A 20,292-nucleotide genomic window follows, 5' to 3' on the forward strand; every position below is an offset into this window, starting at 1 on the left:
TTCTCTTTCCTGGCCACGCGCCGCGCCAGGCACTCAGCGCCGGGCGCCGAGCGGGGGCCCGACGATCAGCCTGCCGGGCCTGGGGGCCGGCGATGGGGCGCCAGCCAGCCCTCCAGCCAGCGCAGTGCCTGCCCCTCCTCACGCGCACGGCGGGCCTCGTCCAGGCACACCGCACCCGGCGCCACGACCGCCAGCCACAACGCCCACAGGCGCTGGCGTTCGGCCTGGGACAGCGTGGTGTCGAACAGCCAGCCATCCAGCGCGTCGTGCAGGGGGGAGCCTGCCAAGGCGTGCCACCGGGCAGCGCTCACCTGCTGCCGCATCCACGCCTCGGCCGCGTCGGCCGGCCACAGTCGCAGCAGGCGGGTGAACCACGCCAGCCGATCCGCCAGCTCACCCGCACGCAGGCCCAGGCGCACTGGCTCGCCGCCGTCGAGCAGCTGCCGGGCAGCCTCACGCAGCCGAGGTGAGTCGCCGGCTGGCGATTCGCTGCCTGCCAGGTGCGCCAGCAGCGCACCGTCCGCAGGGCCCGGCTCGGCGGCGATCAGCACCGTGGCCGGTGGCATGGCGCGGTGCCGTGACAGGCGCCGGTGGACGCGGGACTGCAGGTTCATGGCTGGTCGCCTCCGCGAGACAGCGTGAACCACCCGCGGTCGGGGAGGGGCTCGACATGCATGCGGGCTTTGTAGGGGCAGGCCCCCCTTGTCGACAGCCCCCGATCTAGGGGCGCGGTGCGAGCTAGGGGGCCGCCAGCCGCCCCGGCCTCAGGCGATCACGTGGACGGTGTTGGTCAGCTCGTTGGCATTGGGTGCGTCGCCCGCCAACGGGTAGTGCTGCACGAGCAGGGCGTCGACCGCCGCCAGCGCCTGCGACAGCCCTTCCTCGAAACGCCCCGCACGCAGCGCCCTCGAGAGCTCGCGGACCATGGTGGCCCAGTGCTCGGCGGGGACGCAGCGGTCCAGGCCCCGATCGACCACGAGCTCGATCTCGTGGTCGGCCAGGAGCAGGTAGATCAGCACGCCGTTGTTGTGCTCGGTGTCCCACACCCGCAGCTTGCCGAACAGGGCGACCGCGCGCTCGCGGGCGGGCGCGCCGCGCCACAGGTAGGACAGCGGCAGGCCCGCCTCGACGCACACGCGGATCTCGCCACTGTGGTGGCGCTCGCTCTGCGCCACCTGCGCCTCCAGCCGGTCCAGCGCCTCGGCGGGCAAGGCGCGCCGCACGCTGCGCTCGTCCACCCAACGGTGCCGCAGCAGCCGAGCCAGACGCGACCCCATGCCAGGGCGATTGCCTGCCTGCATCACCAGTCTCCCGACGCACCGCCGCCGCCGAAGTCGCCCCCGCCACCGGAGGAGAAGCCACCGCCGCCGCCGAAGCCGCCGCCACCACCGAACCCGCCACCGCCCCAGATGATGGGCACGCCACCCCCGTGACGGCCCGCTCGCCGGCCGGCCGCACCCACCCCCATCACCCCCACCAGCACCAGCGCCAGCACGCCCGCGACGCCGGCCAGCAGCAGGGGGGCGCCCAGCCACCAGGCCAGGCCGCCGGCCGTGCCGGCGGTGGCCATGCTGCCCAGGCGCCGGCCGAGCACGCCGGTGAGCACGGCGCCGACGATGGGCACGCCCACGAAGAAGAACATGGCGAGGGCTTCCCAGTCGAAGCCACCCCCGCCGCCACCGACGCCGCCGCCGCTGCGCTGGCGGTCGGCCGGCACGGGCATGCCTTCGCCCCGCACGCGCGCCGCCAGCGCGTCGACGCCCGCGTTCAGGCCGCCCGCGAAATCGCCTGCCCGGAATGCAGGGCGCATGTGGCGGTCGATGACCTGTCGCGCCGCCAGGTCGGGCACCGCTCCCTCCAGCGCCTTGGCCACCTCGATGCGCACGCGCCGGTCGTCGCGGGCGACGAGCACCAGCAGCCCATCGCCCACCTCGCGTCGCCCGACCTTCCACTGGTCGGCGACGCGATGCGCAAAGGACGTGATGTCCTCCGGCTGCGTCGTGGCCACGAGCAGCACCACGACCTGGCTGCCCAGCTCACCCTCCAGGGCCTGCAGCTTGGACTCCAGCGCCGCGCGCTGCGGGGGCGTCAGGACGCCGGCCGTGTCGGTGACGCGGGCCGACAGGGCGGGCACCGGCTGCAGGTCCTGCGCCCGCACCGGGGCCGCCACGGCACACGCCCAGGCCAGCATCAGCCACCCCCAGGCGGCCAGCGCGCGTGCCATGCGCGGTGCCTCAGCGCGACGCGGCCGGCGCGGCCGGCGCGGCCGGCGCCGCCGGCTTGTCGAAGCTCACCGCGGGGGGCGTCGCGATCGCGCGCTCGTTGTCCACGGTGAAGCTCGGCTTCACCTCGTAGCTGAAGACCATGGCCGTGAGGTTGGTGGGGAAGCTGCGCGCCAGCACGTTGTAGGCCTGCACCGACTGGATGTAGCGGTTGCGCGCGACGGTGATGCGGTTCTCCGTGCCCTCGAGCTGCACGCGCAGGTCCTGGAAGCCCTGGTTGGCCTTCAGGTTCGGGTAGTTCTCGCTCACCACCAGCAGCCGGCTCAGCGCACCGCTCAGTTCACCCTGGGCCGCCTGGAACTTCTGGAAGGCCTCGGGGTTGTTGATGAGCTCGGGGGTGGCCTGGATGGAGGTGGCCTTGGCGCGCGCCTCGACCACCTTGGTGAGGGTGTCCTGCTCGAAGCCCGCCTCGCCCTTCACGGTGGCCACCAGGTTGGGCACCAGGTCGGCCCGGCGCTGGTACTGGTTCAGCACCTCGGACCAGCTGGCCTTGACGGACTCGTCCAGGCGCTGGAAGTCGTTGTAGCCGCAGCCGCCGAGCGCGAGGCTCGCGCTCACGGCGAGGGACAGCCACAGGGTGCGCAGCACACGAGGAAGCAGGGGGCTCATCGGTCGGTCTCCAGGCAGGTCTCGGCAAGGCGCCGGCAGGGCGGCCGGATGTTAACCGCCGCCCCGCGCGCCACACGCCAGATGGGGCGGATTTGGCCGGGCGCAAGGTCGGCCCCACCCCGGGGGCGGCGCGCGCGCCGATAATCCACCGATGTACGCGCCGCTCCAGAACGACACCTTCCTGCGCGCCTGCCTGCGCCAGCCCACCGACCACACCCCCGTCTGGCTCATGCGCCAGGCCGGCCGCTACCTGCCCGAGTACTGCGCCACGCGCGCGCGCGCCGGCAGTTTCATGGGCCTGGCCACGAACGTGGACTACGCCACCGAGGTCACGCTGCAGCCGTTGGAGCGCTATCCGCTCGACGCGGCGATCCTGTTCTCCGACATCCTCACCGTGCCTGACGCCATGGGGCTGGGCCTGAGCTTCGCCCAGGGCGAGGGGCCGCGCTTCGCCCACCCTGTGCGCGACGAAGCCGCGGTGCACGCGCTGCAGGTGCCCGACCTCGAGCGCCTGCGCTACGTCTTCGATGCGGTGAGCTCCATTCGCCGCGCCCTGCACGGGCGGGTGCCGCTCATCGGTTTCTCCGGCAGCCCCTGGACGCTGGCCTGCTACATGGTCGAAGGCGGCGGCTCCGACGACTACCGCCTGGTCAAGACGATGCTCTACAGCCGTCCCGACCTGATGCACCACCTGCTGGCCATCAACGCCGACGCCGTGGCCGCCTACCTGAACGCCCAGATCGACGCCGGCGCCCAGGCCGTGATGGTCTTCGACAGCTGGGGTGGCGTGCTGGCGGACGGGGCCTTCCAGGCCTTCTCGCTGGCCTACACGCGCCGCGTGCTGGCCCAGCTGCAACGCGAACACGACGGCCAGCGCATCCCGGCCATCGTCTTCACCAAGGGCGGCGGCCCCTGGCTCGACGAGATCGCCGACAGCGGGGCGGACGTCGTCGGCCTGGACTGGACGGTCAACCTCGGCCGGGCCCGGCAACGCGTGGGCAGCCGGGTGGCGCTGCAAGGCAACCTCGACCCCAACGTGCTCTTTGCCCCGCCGCCCGCCGTGCAGGCCGAGGCCCGCAAGGTGCTGGACAGCTTCGGTCCGCCGCGCCGCGCCGACGGCAGCTGGGACGGCCACATCTTCAACCTGGGGCATGGCATCAGCCAGTTCACGCCGCCCGACCACGTGGCGGCGCTTGTCGAGGCAGTGCACGCTCACTCGCGCGCCCAGCGGCGCGCCTGAGGGTGTGTGCCCACTTGGACACAGTTTCAGGGTTTTCCCCCGTGAGCACTCGCTCAGGGCTTGACTTATCCCCAAAAAGCCGTCTGCGACGAATCACCGGCGCGGCGCCGTCACGGAACTGCCACATCGCCAAGGCTTTCGTGGCAAGTCGTTGATTTATAAGGGAATTTAATCCCGTGCTGCGAAAGCGGGCAAAGCCGCCGGCCCCCGCTGCATCAAGCAGTTAGCGCGCTTCGCGGCAGCTTTCCCACAAAGTTATCCACAGACTGCGTGGGTAAGTCCAAAAGCCGTTTTCAATCATGGACTTAAGCCGGCAACTTCAACCGTCGTGTCTGCCCGGGCCGCGGCACTGAGCGCATGCAGCGGCTGCAGATCGCGGTGGACACCCCCGCCTACGCGGGGCTGGCGCCCACGCTGGACTACCTGAGCGGCACGGCGCTGCCGGCCGGCACGCTGGTGCGCGTGCCGCTGGGCCGGCGCGACGTGCCGGGTGTCGTCTGGGAAGACGCCGAAGCGGCACCGCCGCCTGCGCCGCAGGCGCCGCCCGCCGACTATGCCGTGCGCCCCATCACCGAGGCGCTGGCCAGCCTGCCGCCGCTGCCTGCCGCCTGGCGCCGCCTGGTGGCCTTCTGTGCCCGCTACTACCAGCGCTCGCTGGGCGAGGTGGCCCTGTCGGTCCTGCCGCCCGAACTGCGCAAGCTGGACGACGCGGGCCTGGCCAAGCGCCTGCGGCTGCAGGACAAGCGTGCCGCGGCCAGCGCCCGCCCCGCGCCGGCCGCCGAGGCCCCCAGTCGGCCGCCGCTCACGCCGGAGCAGCAGGCCGTGCTGGGCGCGGTGGACATGGCGGGCCACGCGTGCCACCTCCTGCACGGCGTCACCGGCAGCGGCAAGACCGAGGTCTACCTGCGCCTGGCCGAGGCGGCGCTGGCGGCCGGCCGCCAGGCGCTGGTCATGGTGCCCGAGATCAACCTGACGCCGCAGCTGGAGGCCCGCTTCGCTGCGCGCTTTCCGGGGCGGCGCCTCGTCTCCCTGCACAGCGCCCTCACGCCCGCCCAGCGCCTGGCGCACTGGCTGGCCGCCCACCGGGGCCAGGCGGACATCGTGCTGGGCACACGCCTGGCGGTCTTCTGCCCGCTGCCCCGGCCGGGCCTGATCGTGGTCGACGAGGAGCACGACCCCAGCTACAAGCAGCAGGACGGCGCCCGCTATTCCGCGCGCGACCTCGCCGTCTACCGGGGCCGGCTCGAGCAGGTGCCGGTGGTGCTGGGCTCGGCGACGCCGTCCCTGGAAACCTGGCAGCAGGCGCAGGTGGGGCGCTACCGCCTGTTGACGATGGCCGACCGGGTGGGCCAGGGCGCGCTGCCGCAGGTGCGTGTGGTCGACATGCGGCAGCAGCCGCGGCCCGTTGCGGGGCAGCCGCCGCGCGCGCTGTCCGCGCCGCTGCAGGCGGCGCTGGAGGCCTGCATCGCGCGCGGCGAGCAGGCGCTGCTGTTCCTGAATCGCCGCGGCTTCGCGCCGGTGCTGCAATGCACCGCCTGCGGCTGGAAGAGCGGCTGCCCGCACTGCAGCGCCTGGCGCGTGTTCCACAAGCTCGACCGCACCCTGCGCTGCCACCACTGTGCGTTCACCGAGCGGGTGCCGCGCGCCTGCCCCGACTGCGGCAACCTGGACATCCTGCCGCTGGGCCGAGGCACCGAAAAGCTCGAGGAGCAGGTCGGCGAGCTGCTGCAAGGCGTGTGCCGCCCGGATGGTGCGCCCGCGCGCGTGGCCCGCATCGACGCCGACACCACCCGCCACAAGGGCGCCCTGGAGCACCAGCTGGCGGCCGTGCATGCAGGCGACGTGGACGTGCTCGTGGGCACCCAGATGGTGACCAAGGGGCACGATTTCCGCCGTGTCACGCTGGTGGCGGCGGTGGACCCGGACGGGGCCTTGTTCACGGCCGACTTCCGCGCGCCGGAGCGGCTGTTCGCCACGCTCATGCAGGCGGCGGGCCGCGCGGGCCGGGACGCGGGCGTGGCCCGCCACGCCGAGATGTGGATCCAGACGGCCAACCCCGAGCACCCCCTGTTCGGCGCGCTGCGGGTGCACGACTACGCGCGATTTGCCGACAGCCAGCTGCGTGAACGCGAGATGGCCGGCCTGCCGCCCTTTGCCCACCTGGCCCTGCTGCGGGCCGAGGCGCGCGACGCCGCCGTGGCCGAGGGCTTCCTGCGCGCCGCCCGCGAGCGCGCCCGCGCGCTGGCCGAGGACATGGGCCTGGCCGACAGCCTGACCCTGTACGCCCCCGTCCCGCCGCACGTGGCGCGGGTGGCCGGCCAGGAGCGCCGGCAGATGCTGGTCGAATCGCCCTCGCGGGCGGTGTTGCAGCGACTGCTGGCGCCCTGGTCGGCCGAGATGCCGGCCCTGCGGCAGCAGCACCGCGGCATCGTGCGCTGGGCGGTGGACGTGGACCCGGCCAGCATCTGAACGCGCCCGGGCCCCCGGCACGGTCTGCTGTCAGGCCAGGCGCTTCTGCAGTTGCAGGCCCGTGGGCTCGAAGCCCAGCGCGCGGTACAGGCCCTGCGCCGCGCGGTTGTGCATGAAGACATGCAGGCCCAGCTCGGTGACGCCCCAGGAGCGGGCGATCGCCTCGAGCGCCGCCAGCGCGCCACGCCCATGGCCCTGGCGGCGGAAGGCGGCGTCGATGACGAGGTCGTACACGTAGCCCGCCCGCCCGGTGGGGTGCTCGCTCAGGGCCAGCCACACGGCACCCACGGCCTGGCCGGTGTGCGCCTCGTGCACGGTGAACAGGTGGTGGCCCGGTGTGCGCAGGCCCTGCGGCAGCAGCCGCTCGTAGGCCAGGCGTGAGCGCTCGGGCGCCTCGTGGGCCGGCCAGCGGCCGGCGGTGATGTTCTCGCGGGCAAAGCTCTCGACGGAGCGCTCGCGGAAGTCGGCGAAGGCCGATTCGCCCATCGGCCGCAGCAAGGTGGCGGATGCCATGTGTGTTGTTCCCCCTGACCCCTATTGTCAGCGGCATCGCGCCGGTCGCCATGCGGACAAGCCCCGGCCCCCACGCGCCCGTGGCCGGCTGCCTACACTGGCTGCATGCCGCCCTCGCACCTCGCGCTGGCCCTGGCCGTGGTAGCGGTGTGGGGCACCAACTTCGTCGTCATCAAGTGGGGCCTGGCGGAGCTGCCGCCGTTCCTGCTGGCCGCGCTGCGATTCGCCGGGTCATCCTTGCCCTTCCTCGCGTTCATCGCCCGGCCGGCCGTGCCCTGGCAGCGCTTGGCTGCCTTCGGCGTGCTGCTGGGCGTGGGGCAGTTCGGGCTGCTGTTCCTGGCCATGCAGGCCAGCATCTCGCCTGGCCTGGCGTCGCTGGTCGTGCAGTCCCAGGTGTTCTTCACCATCGCCCTGTCCGGCCAGCGGCTGCAGCGCCTGCAGTGGGCGGCCATGGCGATGGCGGCGGCCGGCATGGGATGGATCGGCTGGCAGGCCCACGCCGGCGGCGCCGACCTGTCGCTGCTGGGCCTGCTGCTCGTCCTGGCCGCCGCGCTGTGCTGGGCCGTGGCGAACGGCGTGGCGCGCGCGGCGGGCCGCGTCGACCCGCTGGGCTTCATGGTGTGGTCCAGCGCCTGGGCCGTGCTGCCGCTGACGGCGCTGAGCCTCGGCCTCGAAGGCGGGCCCGCCGCGGTGGGGGCCGCGGTGGCCGGCGCCAGCGCCGGCGCCTGGGCCGTGGTGGCGTGGCAGGCGGTGGGCAACACCCTGTTCGGTTACGGCGCCTGGAACTGGCTGCTGGCGCGCCATGCGCCCGCCACGGTCACGCCGGCCGCGCTGCTGGTGCCGGTGTTCGGCATGGGCGCGTCGGCATGGGCGCTGGGCGAGCCGCTGCCCGCCTGGAAGCTGGGTGCCGCGGCGCTGGTGATGTGCGGCCTGGCACTCAATCTCTGGGCCGCCCGCCGATAGCGGGCATTCAGCCATCTTGAATCGCCGCCTCAAGGCCGCTGAACCGCCGGCGGCTCGGCGCTGGTGACACTGCCTCCCACCATGCACACGTCCCCGACCTCCCTGTCCGGCCGCCGCTACAGCGGTGTGGCCATCGCGCTGCACTGGCTGCTGGCCGCCCTGCTGATCGGCACCTTCGCCGCGGGCGTCTACATGCACGAGCTGCCGATGTCGCCGACGCGGCTGAAGCTCTACAACTGGCACAAGTGGGCCGGCGTGACGATCCTGGCGCTGTCCGTGCTGCGCCTGCTGTGGCGCCTCACGCACCGCCCGCCCGCGGACCTGCCGGCACCGGCCTGGCAGAACCGCACCGCGCACGCGGTGCACTGGGCGCTGTATGCGCTGTTCCTCCTCGTGCCGCTGGCCGGCTGGGCCTACAGCTCGGCGGCCGGCTTCCCGGTGGTCTGGTTCGGCGTGCTGCCGCTGCCCGATTTCGTGTCGCCCGACAAGCCTTTCGCCGAGCTTATGAAGGAGCGCCACGCGCTGCTGGCCTGGCTGCTCGCCATCCTGGCGGGGCTGCACGTGGCGGCCGCGCTCAAGCACCACTTCGTCGACCGCGACGGCCTGCTGGACCGCATGCGGCCGGGCCGTTGAACTGCGCGCACCGATTCCACTCCGAGGTGATCCCCATGGTTCGACCCCTTCTTCCTTCCCTGGCGCTCGCCGCCTGGCTGCTGGGCGCGTCCGCGGCGATGGCGCAGCAGGTGGTGCCTGCGCAGAGCGAGATCAGCTTCACCTCGCGCCAGATGGGCGTGCCGGTGGACGGCAAGTTCAGCCGCTGGACCGCGCAGATCCGCTTCGACCCCAAGCAGCCCGCGGCCGGCCAGGTGGCCTTCAGCATCGACACCGCGAGCGCGGGCTTCGGTTCGCCCGAGACGGACGCCGAGGTGCCCAAGCCGGCGTGGTTCCATGTGGCCAGGTTCCCGCAAGCCACCTTCCAGTCCACCGCGATCAAGGCCACCGGGCCCGGTCGCTACGAGGTGGCGGGCAAGCTCGCCATCAAGGGCAGCACCCGCGACGTGGTGGTGCCCGTCACCCTGGTGCAGTCGGGTGCCGCCAGCACGGCCACCGGCAGCTTCACGATCAAGCGCCTGGACTTCAAGATCGGTGACGGCGAATGGGCCGACACCTCCATGGTGGCGAACGACGTGCTGGTGAAGTTCAAGCTCGCGCTCACCGGCATGGCGCCCCTGTGACACCTCCCCACCTCCCCACCTTCCACCTTCCCACCCCGCATCCCTGAACGAGGAGCCGCTCCCATGAAGACCCCCCTGATCGCCGCCATCGCCGGTGCCGTCCTGACCGTGGCCGCCGCCGGTGCCCAGGCCCAGGCCGCCACCTACGCCATCGAGCCGACGCACACCTTCGTCACCTTCGAGATCTCGCACTTCGGCACGTCCACCAACCGCGGCCGCTTCGACAAGAAGGAAGGCACGGTCACCTTCGACCGCGCCGGCAAGAGCGGCAAGGTGGACATCACCATCGACACCACCTCCATCAACACCGGCACCGCCCCCTTCGACAAGCACCTGAAGAGCGCCGAGATCCTCAACACCGAGGCCCAGCCGACCGCGCGTTTCGTCGGCGACAAGTTCAGCTTCAACGGCGACAAGGTCACCGAGGTGGCCGGCCAGCTCACGTTGAACGGCAAGACCAACCCGGTCACGCTGAAGGCGGTGAACTTCAACTGCTACCAGAACCCCATGCTCAAGCGCGAGGTGTGCGGTGGCGACTTCGAGGCCACCATCGTGCGCAGCCAGTACGGCGTGAACTACGGGCTGAACTACGGCTTCCCCGACGCCGTGAAGCTGGTGATCCAGGTCGAAGCCGTCAAGCAGTGAACCGCTGCGGCGTGCGCGCCGGTCGATAATCCGGGCATGAACCGCCCTGACGACTGGCAGCACGACCACGAGGTCGGCGGCCGCTCCACGCTGCCGCCGGCCGACGCGTTGGCGACGCTGGATTCCACCCGCGTCGACGACGTGCGCATCGGGGCCGTGCGCCCCCTCATCTCCCCGGCCCTGCTGCAGGACGAGATGCCCATGCCGGCGGCCGCGCAGGCGCTGGTGGAGTCGGCGCGGGCCGACATGTCGGCGGTGCTGGCCGGCCGCGACGACCGGCTCATCGCCGTCGTCGGCCCCTGCTCCATCCACGACCACGACCAGGCCATCGAGTACGCGCACCGCCTGCGCGCGCTGGCAGGTGAGCTCTCGCCGGAGCTGCTCGTGGTGATGCGGGTGTACTTCGAGAAGCCGCGCACCACCGTGGGCTGGAAGGGCTTCATCAACGACCCGCGCCTGGACGGCAGCTTCCGCATCAACGAGGGACTGCGCCGGGCCCGCGCCCTGCTGCTCGAGGTGGCCGCGCTCGGGCTGCCGGCCGGCACAGAGTTCCTCGACCTGCTGTCGCCCCAGTACATCGCCGACCTGGTGTCCTGGGGCGCCATCGGCGCCCGCACCACCGAGAGCCAGAGCCACCGGCAGCTCGCCTCGGGCCTGTCGTGCCCGGTGGGCTTCAAGAACGGCACCGACGGCGGCGTGAAGGTGGCCGCCGACGCCGTGGTGGCCGCGCGCGCCTCGCATGCCTTCATGGGCATGACCAAGATGGGCCAGGCCGCGATCTTCGAGACGCGTGGCAACGACGACTGCCATGTCATCCTGCGCGGCGGCAAGGCGCCCAACTACGCGGCGGCCGACGTGGACGCGGCCTGTGCCGTGCTGCGTGGCGCGGGCCTGCGCGAGCAGGTCATGGTCGATTTCTCCCACGCCAACTCCAGCAAGCAGCACCGCCGCCAGATCGAGGTGGGCGCCGACGTGTCGGCGCAGATCGCGGCGGGCGAGCGCCGGATCACCGGCGTGATGATCGAGAGCCACCTGCACGACGGCCGCCAGGACCTGGTGCCCGGCCAGCCGCTGCGCCCGGGCGTGTCCAACCCCGCCGCCTGCCTGGGCTGGGCGGACACCGACCCCCTGCGGCGCCAGCTCGCCGCGGCCGTGCGCCGGCGCGGGCGCGCCACGAGCTAGGGGTGCCACGGCGGACAAGCGCCCCGCAACATCGGCCGATGTTGACCTCCGGCCCGCCCGTGGAGCTGCCATGCCGATCTCCTTGACCACTGTCGACGACCTGCAGGAGCACCTGCTGGGCGTGTTCGAGCGCTCCGCCCACCACGCGGGCGAGGTCAACGAGGTGCTCCTCGCCCTGTCGGGCGCCATCCTGTGGCGCAAGCGCCCCGGCGACCCGGTGAAGGTGAACACCAAGGAAGGCGCGGGCGGCAACGTCATCTGGTTCCGCGTCGACGGCACGCGCTACGCGCTGCTGTACGACCACGATGCGCGCCACATCGAGTTGCGCGAGACCGGCCGCAAGGGCGCGCTGCTGCACACCTTCACCAACGCGACGCCCACGTCGGTGGTGTCGGAGGTCTTCGCCGGCCTGGGCGGCAGCGTGCCGTCGCTGGCCGCGGCCCGCAAGGAGCGCAAGCCCGGCAAGGAACACCTGAGCAAGCCGGAGCGCCACGCCATGCGGGCCGAGCGCGCCGAGCGCCTGCAGCGCAAGGCCGAGCGCATCGCCGCCAAGGCGACGCCGGCCGCCGCGGACGCCACGCCCGGCGACGGCGACACCGCGCCGCCCGCCAGCCCCGACGAGGTGGTGGTGCGTCCGGACCGCGCCGGCAAGGCGGAGAAGCTCGCCCAGCGCGCGGCCAAGGCGGCACGCAAGGTCAAGCACAAGCCCGAGCCGGAGCTGGCCCCGGGCGGCTGACGCCGCCTGCCCGCCGGCTGCGCGCTACTGCAGCGTGGCCGGCGCCGCGGCGAACAGCGACGGGCGGAAATCCGCCCGGTGCACGCCCTCGTCGCCCATGGCCCAGAGCGTCAGCCGCTCGGCGGTCATGGGGCGGGCGAACAGGTAGCCCTGCAGCTCGTCGCAGCGCAGCGTGAGCAGCATCTTGCGCTGCTCGTCGGTCTCCACGCCCTCGGCCACCACCCGCAGGCCCAGGGCATGGGCCATCTTGACGATGGCGTCCACCACGGCCAGCGCGTCGGCGCTGTGCTGGATGTCGGTGAACAGGCTGCGGTCGACCTTCAGCTGCGTCACGGGCAGCTTGCGCAGCAGCGCGAAGTTGCAGTAGCCGATCCCGAAGTCGTCGATCGAGAGGCCCACGCCCAGCTGCGCCAGGCTGGCGAACGCGGCCACCGCCTCGTCGTCCAGCAGCACCGACTCGATGATCTCGATGGTCATGAGCGACGGCTCGACGCGGTGCTGCATGAGGGACCGCCGGATGCGCTGCAGCAGGTGCTCCTGGCGCAGCTGGTGGGCCGACATGTTGATGGACACGCGCATGTGCAGGCCCAGCGCCTGCCAGCGGGCCAGCTGCTCGCAGGCGGCGTCCAGCACCCACTGGCCCAGCGGCGCGATGAGGCCGAAGCGCTCGGCCACCGGCACGAAGACGCTGGGCGGCACGACACCCCGCGTGGGGTGCTCCCAGCGCACCAGCGCCTCCACGCCGGTGATCTGGCCGGAGCGGCCATCCACCTTGGGCTGGTAGTACAGCGCCAGCTCGCCCCGCTCGATGGCGCCCCGCAGTTCATGCTGCATCTCCAGCTGGGTGCGGCTGTCGTGCTCCATGCCCGGCTCGAACACCGCGAAGCCCGCGCCGCCCGCGCGCTTGGCGGCGTACATGGCCGCGTCGGCACGGGCCAGCAGCTTGGGCGCCGGGCCATGCTGCGGGTACAGCACGATGCCCACCGAGCCGGAAAGCCGCACTTCCGTGCCATCGGGCAGGTGGCAGGGCTGGGCCAGCGCCTGGATCACGCGCTGGGCCAGCATGCCCGCGCCCACGGCGCCCCCGGGCTGCTCGGCCAGCAGCACGAACTCGTCGCCACCGACGCGCGCCACGACGTCGCCCTGGCGGGTGAGGCCCTGCAGGCGCAGGCCGATCTCGCGCAGCACCGCATCACCGGCGTGGTGGCCGAAGGAGTCGTTCACCGGCTTGAAGCCGTCGAGGTCGACGAACATCACCGCGAGATGGCGGTCCGACGGGCCGGCGGGGTCGTCGACGAGGTCGAGCGCCTCGGCGAGCTTTTCCTCGAACAGCAGCCGGTTGGGCAGGCGGGTGAGCGGGTCGGTGAGCGCCTGCTGGCGCAGGCGGCGGTTGGCCTCGTTGAGGGAGTCGGTCAGCAGGCGGTGACGGTGGGCGGCGCGCGAGTCGATGAGCACGCCGAACAGCCCGAGCATCAGCGCCACCGCCGCGGCGCCGCCCACCCACGGCAAGGCCAGCGGGCCCAGGCGGGCGAGGGCGGCGGGCTGCGCCACCTCGACGAAGCCCAGCGAACCGAGGCTGGTCGCCTGGGCCACGCCGGACACGAGGCCGCAGGCGACGGCGGCCGCGGCCAGGCGGTGGCCGAAGCGCCCCCGGTCGGCCCAGCGTGGTGCGAACAGGAAGAGCAGGGCGGCGACCGACACGGCGGCCATCAGCCCCAGCGGCAGCAGCGACCAGCCGGTGCCGAGCCGGCTCTCCACGGGCGGGTCGGCCAGGCTCACCAGCGCCAGGCGCTGCACCAGCGCCCACAGCACACCCATGCCCAGGCCCTGCACCACCAGGCGCGGCGTGTCGGCCCAGGGCAGGCGCGCCGTGGCCAGCACCGCCGCCAGCCCGGTGGCCGCCACCAGCGCGCTGGCGGCGAGCGGCCAGGTGCGGGCCTGCAGCTCCCAGGGCAGCCTCAGGCTCGTCAGCCCGGCGACGTGCACCGCCCACAGCCCGGCGCCGCCGGCCACGGCGCCCGCCGCCCACCAGCCGAGTGCCGTGAGGGTGTCGGTGGAGCGCAGCTTGCGCAGCCCGTGGCCGAACAGCCCGAACAACAGGGCGGCCACCACGGCGGCCAGCGCGAGCGTGGGGCCGTGCAGGGCGGGCTCGCTGAAGGCGGGCAGGGGGGTGGCGAGGGGCGATGGCATGCGGGTGCGGCGGCGGCCGGCGGATTATTCGCCGCCAGCCGCCACAGCGCCATGCCACTTTCGTGGGGACACCCCGCCCCCGCGCGATCGGCGCAGGCCGTTCAGTGCAGGCCCAGGGGCTGCTGCGCCAGGGCGGTGTAGCCGGCGATGTAGGCGTCGATCTCCTCGACGCTCGGCTCGTGGTCGCGGGCCAGCGCCTGCACCCCTTCGCGGAAGTGCCGGGCCATGGGACCGGCCAGGTAGATGCCGCGGCGGGCGAACTTGTCGACGATCTCGTAGCCGCCGTGCGACTGCGGCGCGTCGGTGGAGGCCACATCGGTGGCCGGCGCGGTGCTCGCCTCGCCGTCGAGCGAGATCTGCACGACGGCGTAGCTGTCGGAGTTGTAGACCAGGTTCATGGGGCGTGGGATGCAGGCAGTGACAGGGGCCGCGGGGCGGGCCCGATGCCCTGCACATGGGGCCCGGGGCCGCACTTTCAAGCTAGCGCGACGGGCGCGGCGCCGGCAGGCGGCCGTGCAGCCAGTAGGCCTCCGACACTCGGCCCGGCACCGTGGTCAGCCGCAGGCCCACCGGCAGGTGGCCCGCCTCGGCCGCGAGCCACACCTCCACGCGCTGGTCGTAGGGCACCTCCGGCTCGCGCACCAGGTGCACGGTCGGGATCGCGTGGCCGGCCGGCTCGATCACCGGGCGCCCGGCGACCGTGAATGCCCACTCCGTTGCCAGGCCCCGAGTGCCGGCCACCTGCACACGCACCGACTGGCCCGCCGAGAGCGGCTGCGGCTGGCCCTGGGCGATCGCCATGAGCTGCAGCATCAGGCTGACCCGGTCCTGCGCGCCGGGAAACAGGGCCAGCGCGCGGGGCGAGCTGGAGAACGTGATCACGCCCTTGTCGCGCTGGAAGTTGATGGCCTTGCTGCCGCGGCCGCGCACGCGCTCGACCAGGCGCTCGGGGGCGAAGCCGCCGGGGTCGAAGCCGCCGTGCGACTCCCAGTCGTGCAGAGGGCGTTCGGCGCCGCCATCGGCCGGCCGCACGATGCCGACGAAACGCGCGCGGTAGCGGCCGCCTTCCAGCGGCTCGAAGGCCAGCATGCCGCGGCCGCCGTCGTCGCCGCGTTCGAGCCGGTAGTCCACGCGCACCGGCTCGCTCGGCAGCTGCGTGGTGTACAGCGGCGGCCGCCCCCCGGTGGCCGCCGAGACGCTGGCCACGGTCTGCGGCGCGGGCAGCTCGGGCCCCGGCGCGTCCTCCGGCGGGGGCTCCAGGCCCGACACGACGTCCGGCGGCCGCGGGCCGGCGAACGGGTCCACGGGACCTTCGGGCAGGGTGTCCTCGGCCCGCAACGGTTCCGTCGCCGGCGCGGCGTCCGGCGGCGGCTCCTTCGTCGGCGCGGGGGCGGCCACGGCGGGCGTGTCGTCGGCCGCCGCCGGCGGCGCCAGGGCCGGCACCGCCGGTTCCGCCGGCGGGGCGGCCGTCTCCACCGCCAGGCCGAGCACCTGCACGACCGGCGGCCGGGCGGGTGGCACGCCGGCGTGCTGCCCGCGGGGCGCGATGAGCCAGGCATGGCCGACCAGCACCATGAGCACCACGCCCGCCAGGCGCCAGCGGCGCGAGGACGCCCCATCGCCCGCCGGGAAGGCGGGTGGGGTCGGAATGCGAAGAGGCCGGGCCATCGGACAATGGTGCCATCTCCTCACGGCCTGCCCGGCGCCACCGGCAGCGCCTTACCGCATGAAACTCGCCACCTACCGCGACGGTTCACGCGACGGCCAGCTCGTGGTCGTGTCGCGTGACCTGGCCACCGCCCATTACGCCACCGGCATCGCCACCCGGCTGCAGCAGGTGCTGGACGACTGGAACTTCCTCTCGCCCCAGCTGGAAGACCTGTCCACGGCGCTCAACCAGGACAAGGCGCGCCACGCATTTCCCTTCGACCCGGCGATGTGCATGGCGCCGCTGCCCCGCCCCACGGGCCGCCTGACGGCGCTGGCCTGTCCGGCCGTGCTGGAGCGCCGCCTGCAGGCCCAGGGGCAGCCGGGGCCCGCGGGCGCGGGTGGCACGCCGCTGCTGCGGGCGGCGGGGGCCGGGGCGGGCCCCGCCGCGGGGCCCCGCCCGAGCGGGTCACCGGCGCGGCCGACGACCTGGCGCTGGCCCACCCGGCGGGCGAGCTGGACATGGAAGCCGGCCTGGCCGTGCTCACCGGCGACCTGCCGGCTGGCGCGCCGCCGGCCCGTGCGCTGGAATCGGTGCGGCTGCTGCTGCTGGCCGGCGACGCGGTGCTGCGCGCGCTGGAGGCGGCCGAGGCGGCGGAGGCGGCCACCTGCGCAGGTGCCGCGGGCACGGTGCTGGCCCGCCTGGGCACCCACTGCAGCCCCGTGGCCGTGACGCCGGACGAGCTGGGCGCCGCCTGGCAGGGCGGGCGGGTGCAGCTGCCGCTGGCCATGGCGCGCGGCGGGCGCGCGGTCGGCCCGATGACCCTGGCCGAGGGGCGATTCCACGTCGGCCAGCTGCTGGCCCAGGCCGCCCGCACCCGGGCGCTGGGGGCGGGCACCCTGGTCTTCTGCGGCCCGGCCGGCGCCTCGGACACGGCGGGTGGCGCCGCCAGCCTGGCGGACCAGCGCGCCGCGGAGACCCTGGCCGACGGACAGGCGCGCACCACGTGGCTGCAGCCGGGCGACCGCCTGCGCGTGGAGGCCAAGGGCGCGGACGGCCGCAGCGTGTGGGGCGCCATCGACTTCACCGTGGTGGCCGCGGAGGCGGACGCATGACCGCCCGCGTGGGGACATGGCATGCCTGGCGCCGCACGCTCGGCGCGTGGGCGCTGGCATGGGCGGGCGTGGTGGCCGGCGGGCCGGCGCAGGCCCAGGCGCAGGAACACGCGCAGGGACAGGCGCAGGAACAGGCGCAGGAACAGGCGCCCGTCTGCCCGCCACCTCCGGCACCGCTGACCGCGGCCGAGCTGGCGGGCGCCCAGGCGGCACCCGACCGGGGGTTCCTGTGGCACCTGCGGCGCAACGGGCGCAGCGCCTGGCTCTACGGCACGGTGCATGTGGGCCAGCGCGACACCTGGGCACCGGGGCCGCGCGTGCGCGCCGCCCTGGCGCGCGCCGATGCGCTGGCGCTCGAGATCGACCTCACCGACCCGGCGATCGGCGAGCGGATGGTCCGCGGGCTGGCCACGATGCCCGCCGCGGCCCCGCTGCCCGAGGCGCTGCGTCAGCGCTTGCACACCCAGGCGCGCGCCGTCTGCGCCGGCCCCGAGCTGGCGCAGCTGCGCCCCGAGATGCAGGCCGTGACGCTGGGCGTGCTGCTCGGCCGGCAGCTGGGCTACGAGCCCGCCTTCGGCATCGACCTGCATCTGGCGCTGCACGCGCGCCGCATCGGCAAGCCGGTGCTGTCGCTGGAGAGCCCGGAGTCGCAGCTGGACGCCCTGCTGCAGCCCACCCCGCAGGCCACGGCCGCCTTCGTGGAGCGCACCGTCACCGACATGGAATCGGGGCGTGCGGGGCCGATGCTGCGGCGCCTGGTGTCGTCCTGGACGCGCGGCGACTGGGACGACATGTCGCGCTTCGCGCAGTGGTGCGACTGCCTGGAGACGGCCGAGGACCGCGCCTTCATGCGCCGCCTGATGGAGGACCGCAACCTCACCCTCGCGGCCGAGATCGACCGCCGTCACGCGGCCGGTGCGGCACTGTTCGTGGCCGTCGGCGCCCTGCACATGGTGGGCCCGGAAGGGCTGCCCGCGCTGCTGGCCGCGCGCGGCTTCGAGGTGGAGCGCCAGGGCGCCCGTTGAACCCCCATGGCCGTGGCCGGGCGGCCGGGCTACCATGGCCCGGTCCACGGCAACGGCAGGGGAACACGATGGCGGATGCAGCGGGTTTTGCGAAGATGGTCCCGGGGTTCGAATTCCTCCAGGGCCTGGTCAAGAACGCCGGCGCGGCCCTGCCCAACATGGGGCAGTGGGTGGCCCCCACGCTGAACCCGGAGGAGCTGGAGAAGCGCATCGAGGAGCTGCGCACGGTGCAGTTCTGGCTGGAGCAGAACGCGCGCATGCTGGGCGCCACCATCCAGGCACTCGAGGTGCAGCGCATGACGCTGTCCACGCTCAAGACCATGAACGTGCAGATGGGTGAGCTGCGCGACGCGATGAAGATCCCCATGCCGGAGATGCCCATGCCCAGGGCGCCGGCCGCGGCCGACGAGGCAGACGAGGCCGACGAGGCCGACGCACCGCAGGTACACGCCGCCGCGCCCGGTCGGTCGCGCCGGAAGTCCGCTGCGGCCCCCGGCGTGCCGCCCGCGGGCGCCGTCGACCCGATGCAGTGGTGGGGCGCGCTCACCAAGCAGTTCACCACCCTGGCCGCCACGGCCATGAAGGACAGCGCCACCGACGCGGCGCGCAACCTGGCCGGCAGCATGGTCAAGCAGAGCTTCGACGCGGCCGGCGAGACGCTGAAGAAGGCCGTCGAGCTGGGCACCCAGCCGGTCAAGATGGCCGGCAAGGTGGCCGCCACCGCCGCCGAGGGCGCCAAGGGGGCAGCCCGGGCGGCCGCGGGGGCCCGCCAGGCCGCCCGGCCATCGACCAAGCCGGCCACCAAGGCGCCGCGGCGCGCAGCCGCCCCACGCAAGCGCAGCTGAGCGACGCAAGGCCCCTCCCCCGGGCCAGGGTCCGGCCCGGTTCAGGCCGGGTTCAGGACCCCGCAGTACAGTGGGCGGGCCATGCCCGAGACCCTTGCCGCCCCCCCGGCCCCTGCGGCCGCCGTGTCCCGGCCGGTGCGCCAGGCCGATGTCGTGGCCGCCTTGCGCGCCGTGCTGCCTGCGCACGCGGTGCTGTGGCAGCCCGAGGACACCACGCCGTACGAATGCGACGGCCTCACCGCCTACCGCCAGCGCCCGCTCGCCGTGGCGCTGCCCGAGACCGAGGAGCAGGTGGCCGGCGTGCTGCGCGCCTGCCATGCCCTGGGCGTGCCGGTGGTGGCCCGCGGGGCCGGCACCGGCCTGTCCGGCGGGGCCATGCCCCATGCGCACGGTGTCACGCTGGGGCTGGCGCGCTTCAATCGCATCCTGCAGCTCGACGCCTTCAGCCGCACGGCCGTGGTGCAGTGCGGGGTGCGCAACCTGGCCATCAGCGAGGCGGCGGCGGCCCATGGGCTGTACTACGCGCCCGACCCCTCCAGCCAGATCGCCTGCACCATCGGCGGCAACGTGGCCGAGAACTCCGGCGGCGTGCACTGCCTGAAGTACGGGCTGACGCTGCACAACGTGGTGAAGCTGCGCGGCTTCACCGTGGAGGGTGAACCGGTCAGCTTCGGCGCCGACGCGCCCGACGCGCCGGGCCTGGACCTGCTGCCGCTGGTGGTGGGCAGCGAGGGCATGCTGGCGGTGGTCACCGAGGTGACCGTCAAGCTCACGCCCAAGCCGCAGGTGGCGCGCTGCATCATGGCCAGCTTCGACGACATCCGCCGCGCGGGCGACGCGGTGGCCGCCATCATCGCCGCGGGCATCATCCCGGCCGGGCTGGAGATGATGGACAAGCCCATGACGGCGGCGGTGGAGGATTTCGTCCACGCCGGCTACGACCTCTCGGCCGCCGCCATCCTGCTGTGCGAGAGCGACGGCACGCCGGAGGAGGTGGCCGAGGAGATCGACCGCATGATGGCCGTGCTGGCCGGCTGCGGCGCCACGCGCATGGAGGTGAGCGCCGACGAGGCGCAGCGCCTGCGCTTCTGGAGCGGCCGCAAGAACGCCTTCCCGGCGTCCGGGCGCATCAGCCCCGACTACATGTGCATGGACTCCACCATCCCGCGCAAGCGCCTGGCCGACATCCTGGTGGCGATCGCCGAGATGGAGGTGAAGTACGGCCTGCGCTGCTGCAACGTGTTCCATGCGGGCGACGGCAACCTGCACCCGCTGATCCTCTTCGATGCCAACGACGCGGACCAGCTGCACCGTGCCGAGGCCTTCGGCGCCGAGATCCTGGAAACCAGCGTCGCCATGGGCGGCACGGTCACCGGCGAGCACGGCGTGGGCATCGAGAAGATCGGCTCCATGTGCGTGCAGTTCAGCCCCGCCGAGATCACCCAGATGCAGGCCCTGAAGACCGCCTTCGACCCGGCCGGCGGCCTGAACCCCGGCAAGATGCTGCCCACCCTGAACCGCTGCGCCGAGTACGGCCGCATGCTGGTGCGGCGCGGGCTGCTGGCCTTTCCCGAACTGGAGCGGTTTTGAGCGAC

The 20,292-nt window shown here is 73.7% G+C and carries 20 protein-coding genes and 1 pseudogene; 13 read left to right on the plus strand and 8 right to left on the minus strand.

The features are described from left to right. Nucleotides 1-65 precede the first annotated feature (65 nt). From ACE3UN_RS05675 to ACE3UN_RS05690, 4 genes are all read right to left on the minus strand, one after another. Nucleotides 66-614 carry a hypothetical protein gene (locus tag ACE3UN_RS05675; protein WP_374673954.1) on the minus strand — a complete coding sequence of 183 codons (549 nt, stop codon included), beginning with the start codon at nucleotides 612-614 and terminating at the stop codon, nucleotides 66-68. Between the two features lie 150 nt (nucleotides 615-764). Further along, complete coding sequence (locus tag ACE3UN_RS05680; RefSeq protein ID WP_374673955.1) at nucleotides 765-1,277, minus strand: TPM domain-containing protein; 513 nt, start codon at nucleotides 1,275-1,277, stop codon at nucleotides 765-767. 23 nt (nucleotides 1,278-1,300) lie between these two features. Continuing rightward, on the minus strand, nucleotides 1,301-2,224 hold the full coding sequence (locus ACE3UN_RS05685) for a YgcG family protein (RefSeq protein ID WP_374673956.1): 924 nt from the start codon (nucleotides 2,222-2,224) through the stop codon (nucleotides 1,301-1,303). A gap of 10 nt (nucleotides 2,225-2,234) precedes the next feature. Continuing rightward, a complete protein-coding gene (locus tag ACE3UN_RS05690; protein WP_374673957.1) occupies nucleotides 2,235-2,891 on the minus strand; it encodes a LemA family protein in 657 nt (218 codons plus the stop codon). 151 nt (nucleotides 2,892-3,042) lie between these two features. Here ACE3UN_RS05690 and hemE point away from each other — a divergent pair, with 151 nt between their 5' ends. Next, nucleotides 3,043-4,131, plus strand: a complete 1,089-nt coding sequence (gene hemE / locus ACE3UN_RS05695; protein WP_374673958.1) for a uroporphyrinogen decarboxylase — start codon at nucleotides 3,043-3,045, stop codon at nucleotides 4,129-4,131. Between the two features lie 357 nt (nucleotides 4,132-4,488). Then, a complete protein-coding gene (gene priA / locus ACE3UN_RS05700) occupies nucleotides 4,489-6,600 on the plus strand; it encodes a primosomal protein N' (protein WP_374673959.1) in 2,112 nt (703 codons plus the stop codon). Between the two features lie 30 nt (nucleotides 6,601-6,630). On the opposite strand, the gene ACE3UN_RS05705 is transcribed toward priA, so the two are convergent. Continuing rightward, nucleotides 6,631-7,113 (minus strand): GNAT family N-acetyltransferase, encoded by a 483-nt coding sequence (locus tag ACE3UN_RS05705; RefSeq protein WP_374673960.1) that lies wholly within the window; start codon nucleotides 7,111-7,113, stop codon nucleotides 6,631-6,633. 105 nt (nucleotides 7,114-7,218) lie between these two features. Between ACE3UN_RS05705 and ACE3UN_RS05710 the strand changes: the two genes are divergently transcribed. From ACE3UN_RS05710 to ACE3UN_RS05735, 6 genes are all read left to right on the plus strand, one after another. Further along, nucleotides 7,219-8,076, plus strand: a complete 858-nt coding sequence (locus tag ACE3UN_RS05710) for an EamA family transporter (RefSeq protein WP_374673961.1) — start codon at nucleotides 7,219-7,221, stop codon at nucleotides 8,074-8,076. Nucleotides 8,077-8,157: 81 nt separating this feature from the next. Beyond that, nucleotides 8,158-8,709, plus strand: a complete 552-nt coding sequence (locus tag ACE3UN_RS05715; protein ID WP_374673962.1) for a cytochrome b — start codon at nucleotides 8,158-8,160, stop codon at nucleotides 8,707-8,709. Between the two features lie 35 nt (nucleotides 8,710-8,744). Next, nucleotides 8,745-9,311: a YceI family protein gene (locus ACE3UN_RS05720; RefSeq protein ID WP_374673963.1), complete on the plus strand. Its 567-nt coding sequence runs from the start codon at nucleotides 8,745-8,747 to the stop codon at nucleotides 9,309-9,311. Between the two features lie 63 nt (nucleotides 9,312-9,374). After that, a complete protein-coding gene (locus ACE3UN_RS05725; protein WP_374673964.1) occupies nucleotides 9,375-9,956 on the plus strand; it encodes a YceI family protein in 582 nt (193 codons plus the stop codon). 36 nt (nucleotides 9,957-9,992) lie between these two features. Beyond that, the gene (locus tag ACE3UN_RS05730; RefSeq protein ID WP_374673965.1) at nucleotides 9,993-11,138 is read left to right on the plus strand and encodes a 3-deoxy-7-phosphoheptulonate synthase; all 1,146 of its coding nucleotides are present in this window, start codon (nucleotides 9,993-9,995) and stop codon (nucleotides 11,136-11,138) included. Between the two features lie 70 nt (nucleotides 11,139-11,208). Further along, nucleotides 11,209-11,874, plus strand: a complete 666-nt coding sequence (locus tag ACE3UN_RS05735; protein ID WP_374673966.1) for a hypothetical protein — start codon at nucleotides 11,209-11,211, stop codon at nucleotides 11,872-11,874. A gap of 24 nt (nucleotides 11,875-11,898) precedes the next feature. On the opposite strand, the gene ACE3UN_RS05740 is transcribed toward ACE3UN_RS05735, so the two are convergent. The 3 genes from ACE3UN_RS05740 to ACE3UN_RS05750 form a co-directional block, all read right to left on the minus strand. Next, nucleotides 11,899-14,064 carry a putative bifunctional diguanylate cyclase/phosphodiesterase gene (locus ACE3UN_RS05740; protein WP_374673967.1) on the minus strand — a complete coding sequence of 722 codons (2,166 nt, stop codon included), beginning with the start codon at nucleotides 14,062-14,064 and terminating at the stop codon, nucleotides 11,899-11,901. A 101-nt stretch (nucleotides 14,065-14,165) separates the two neighbouring features. Then, nucleotides 14,166-14,462 carry a DUF3567 domain-containing protein gene (locus ACE3UN_RS05745; protein ID WP_374673968.1) on the minus strand — a complete coding sequence of 99 codons (297 nt, stop codon included), beginning with the start codon at nucleotides 14,460-14,462 and terminating at the stop codon, nucleotides 14,166-14,168. An 82-nt stretch (nucleotides 14,463-14,544) separates the two neighbouring features. Then, a complete protein-coding gene (locus ACE3UN_RS05750; protein WP_374673969.1) occupies nucleotides 14,545-15,732 on the minus strand; it encodes a DUF3108 domain-containing protein in 1,188 nt (395 codons plus the stop codon). A gap of 58 nt (nucleotides 15,733-15,790) precedes the next feature. On the opposite strand from ACE3UN_RS05750, the pseudogene ACE3UN_RS05755 reads away from it, so the two are divergent. The 5 genes and pseudogenes from ACE3UN_RS05755 to ACE3UN_RS05775 all read left to right on the plus strand — a co-directional run. Next, nucleotides 15,791-15,964 (plus strand): annotated as a pseudogene (locus ACE3UN_RS05755) (fumarylacetoacetate hydrolase); the annotation flags it as partial. A 38-nt stretch (nucleotides 15,965-16,002) separates the two neighbouring features. Further along, complete coding sequence (locus tag ACE3UN_RS05760; protein WP_374673970.1) at nucleotides 16,003-16,827, plus strand: fumarylacetoacetate hydrolase family protein; 825 nt, start codon at nucleotides 16,003-16,005, stop codon at nucleotides 16,825-16,827. Further along, complete coding sequence (locus tag ACE3UN_RS05765) at nucleotides 16,824-17,852, plus strand: TraB/GumN family protein (protein ID WP_374673971.1); 1,029 nt, start codon at nucleotides 16,824-16,826, stop codon at nucleotides 17,850-17,852. The genes ACE3UN_RS05760 and ACE3UN_RS05765 overlap by 4 nt, the downstream gene beginning before the upstream one ends. A gap of 95 nt (nucleotides 17,853-17,947) precedes the next feature. Further along, nucleotides 17,948-18,697 (plus strand): PhaM family polyhydroxyalkanoate granule multifunctional regulatory protein, encoded by a 750-nt coding sequence (locus tag ACE3UN_RS05770; RefSeq protein WP_374673972.1) that lies wholly within the window; start codon nucleotides 17,948-17,950, stop codon nucleotides 18,695-18,697. Nucleotides 18,698-18,778: 81 nt separating this feature from the next. Further along, nucleotides 18,779-20,287, plus strand: a complete 1,509-nt coding sequence (locus ACE3UN_RS05775; protein WP_374673973.1) for an FAD-linked oxidase C-terminal domain-containing protein — start codon at nucleotides 18,779-18,781, stop codon at nucleotides 20,285-20,287. The last annotated feature ends 5 nt before the right edge of the window (nucleotides 20,288-20,292 follow it).

It is taken from the genome of Ideonella sp. (assembly GCF_041918995.1).
Lineage (GTDB): Bacteria > Pseudomonadota > Gammaproteobacteria > Burkholderiales > Burkholderiaceae_C > Ideonella.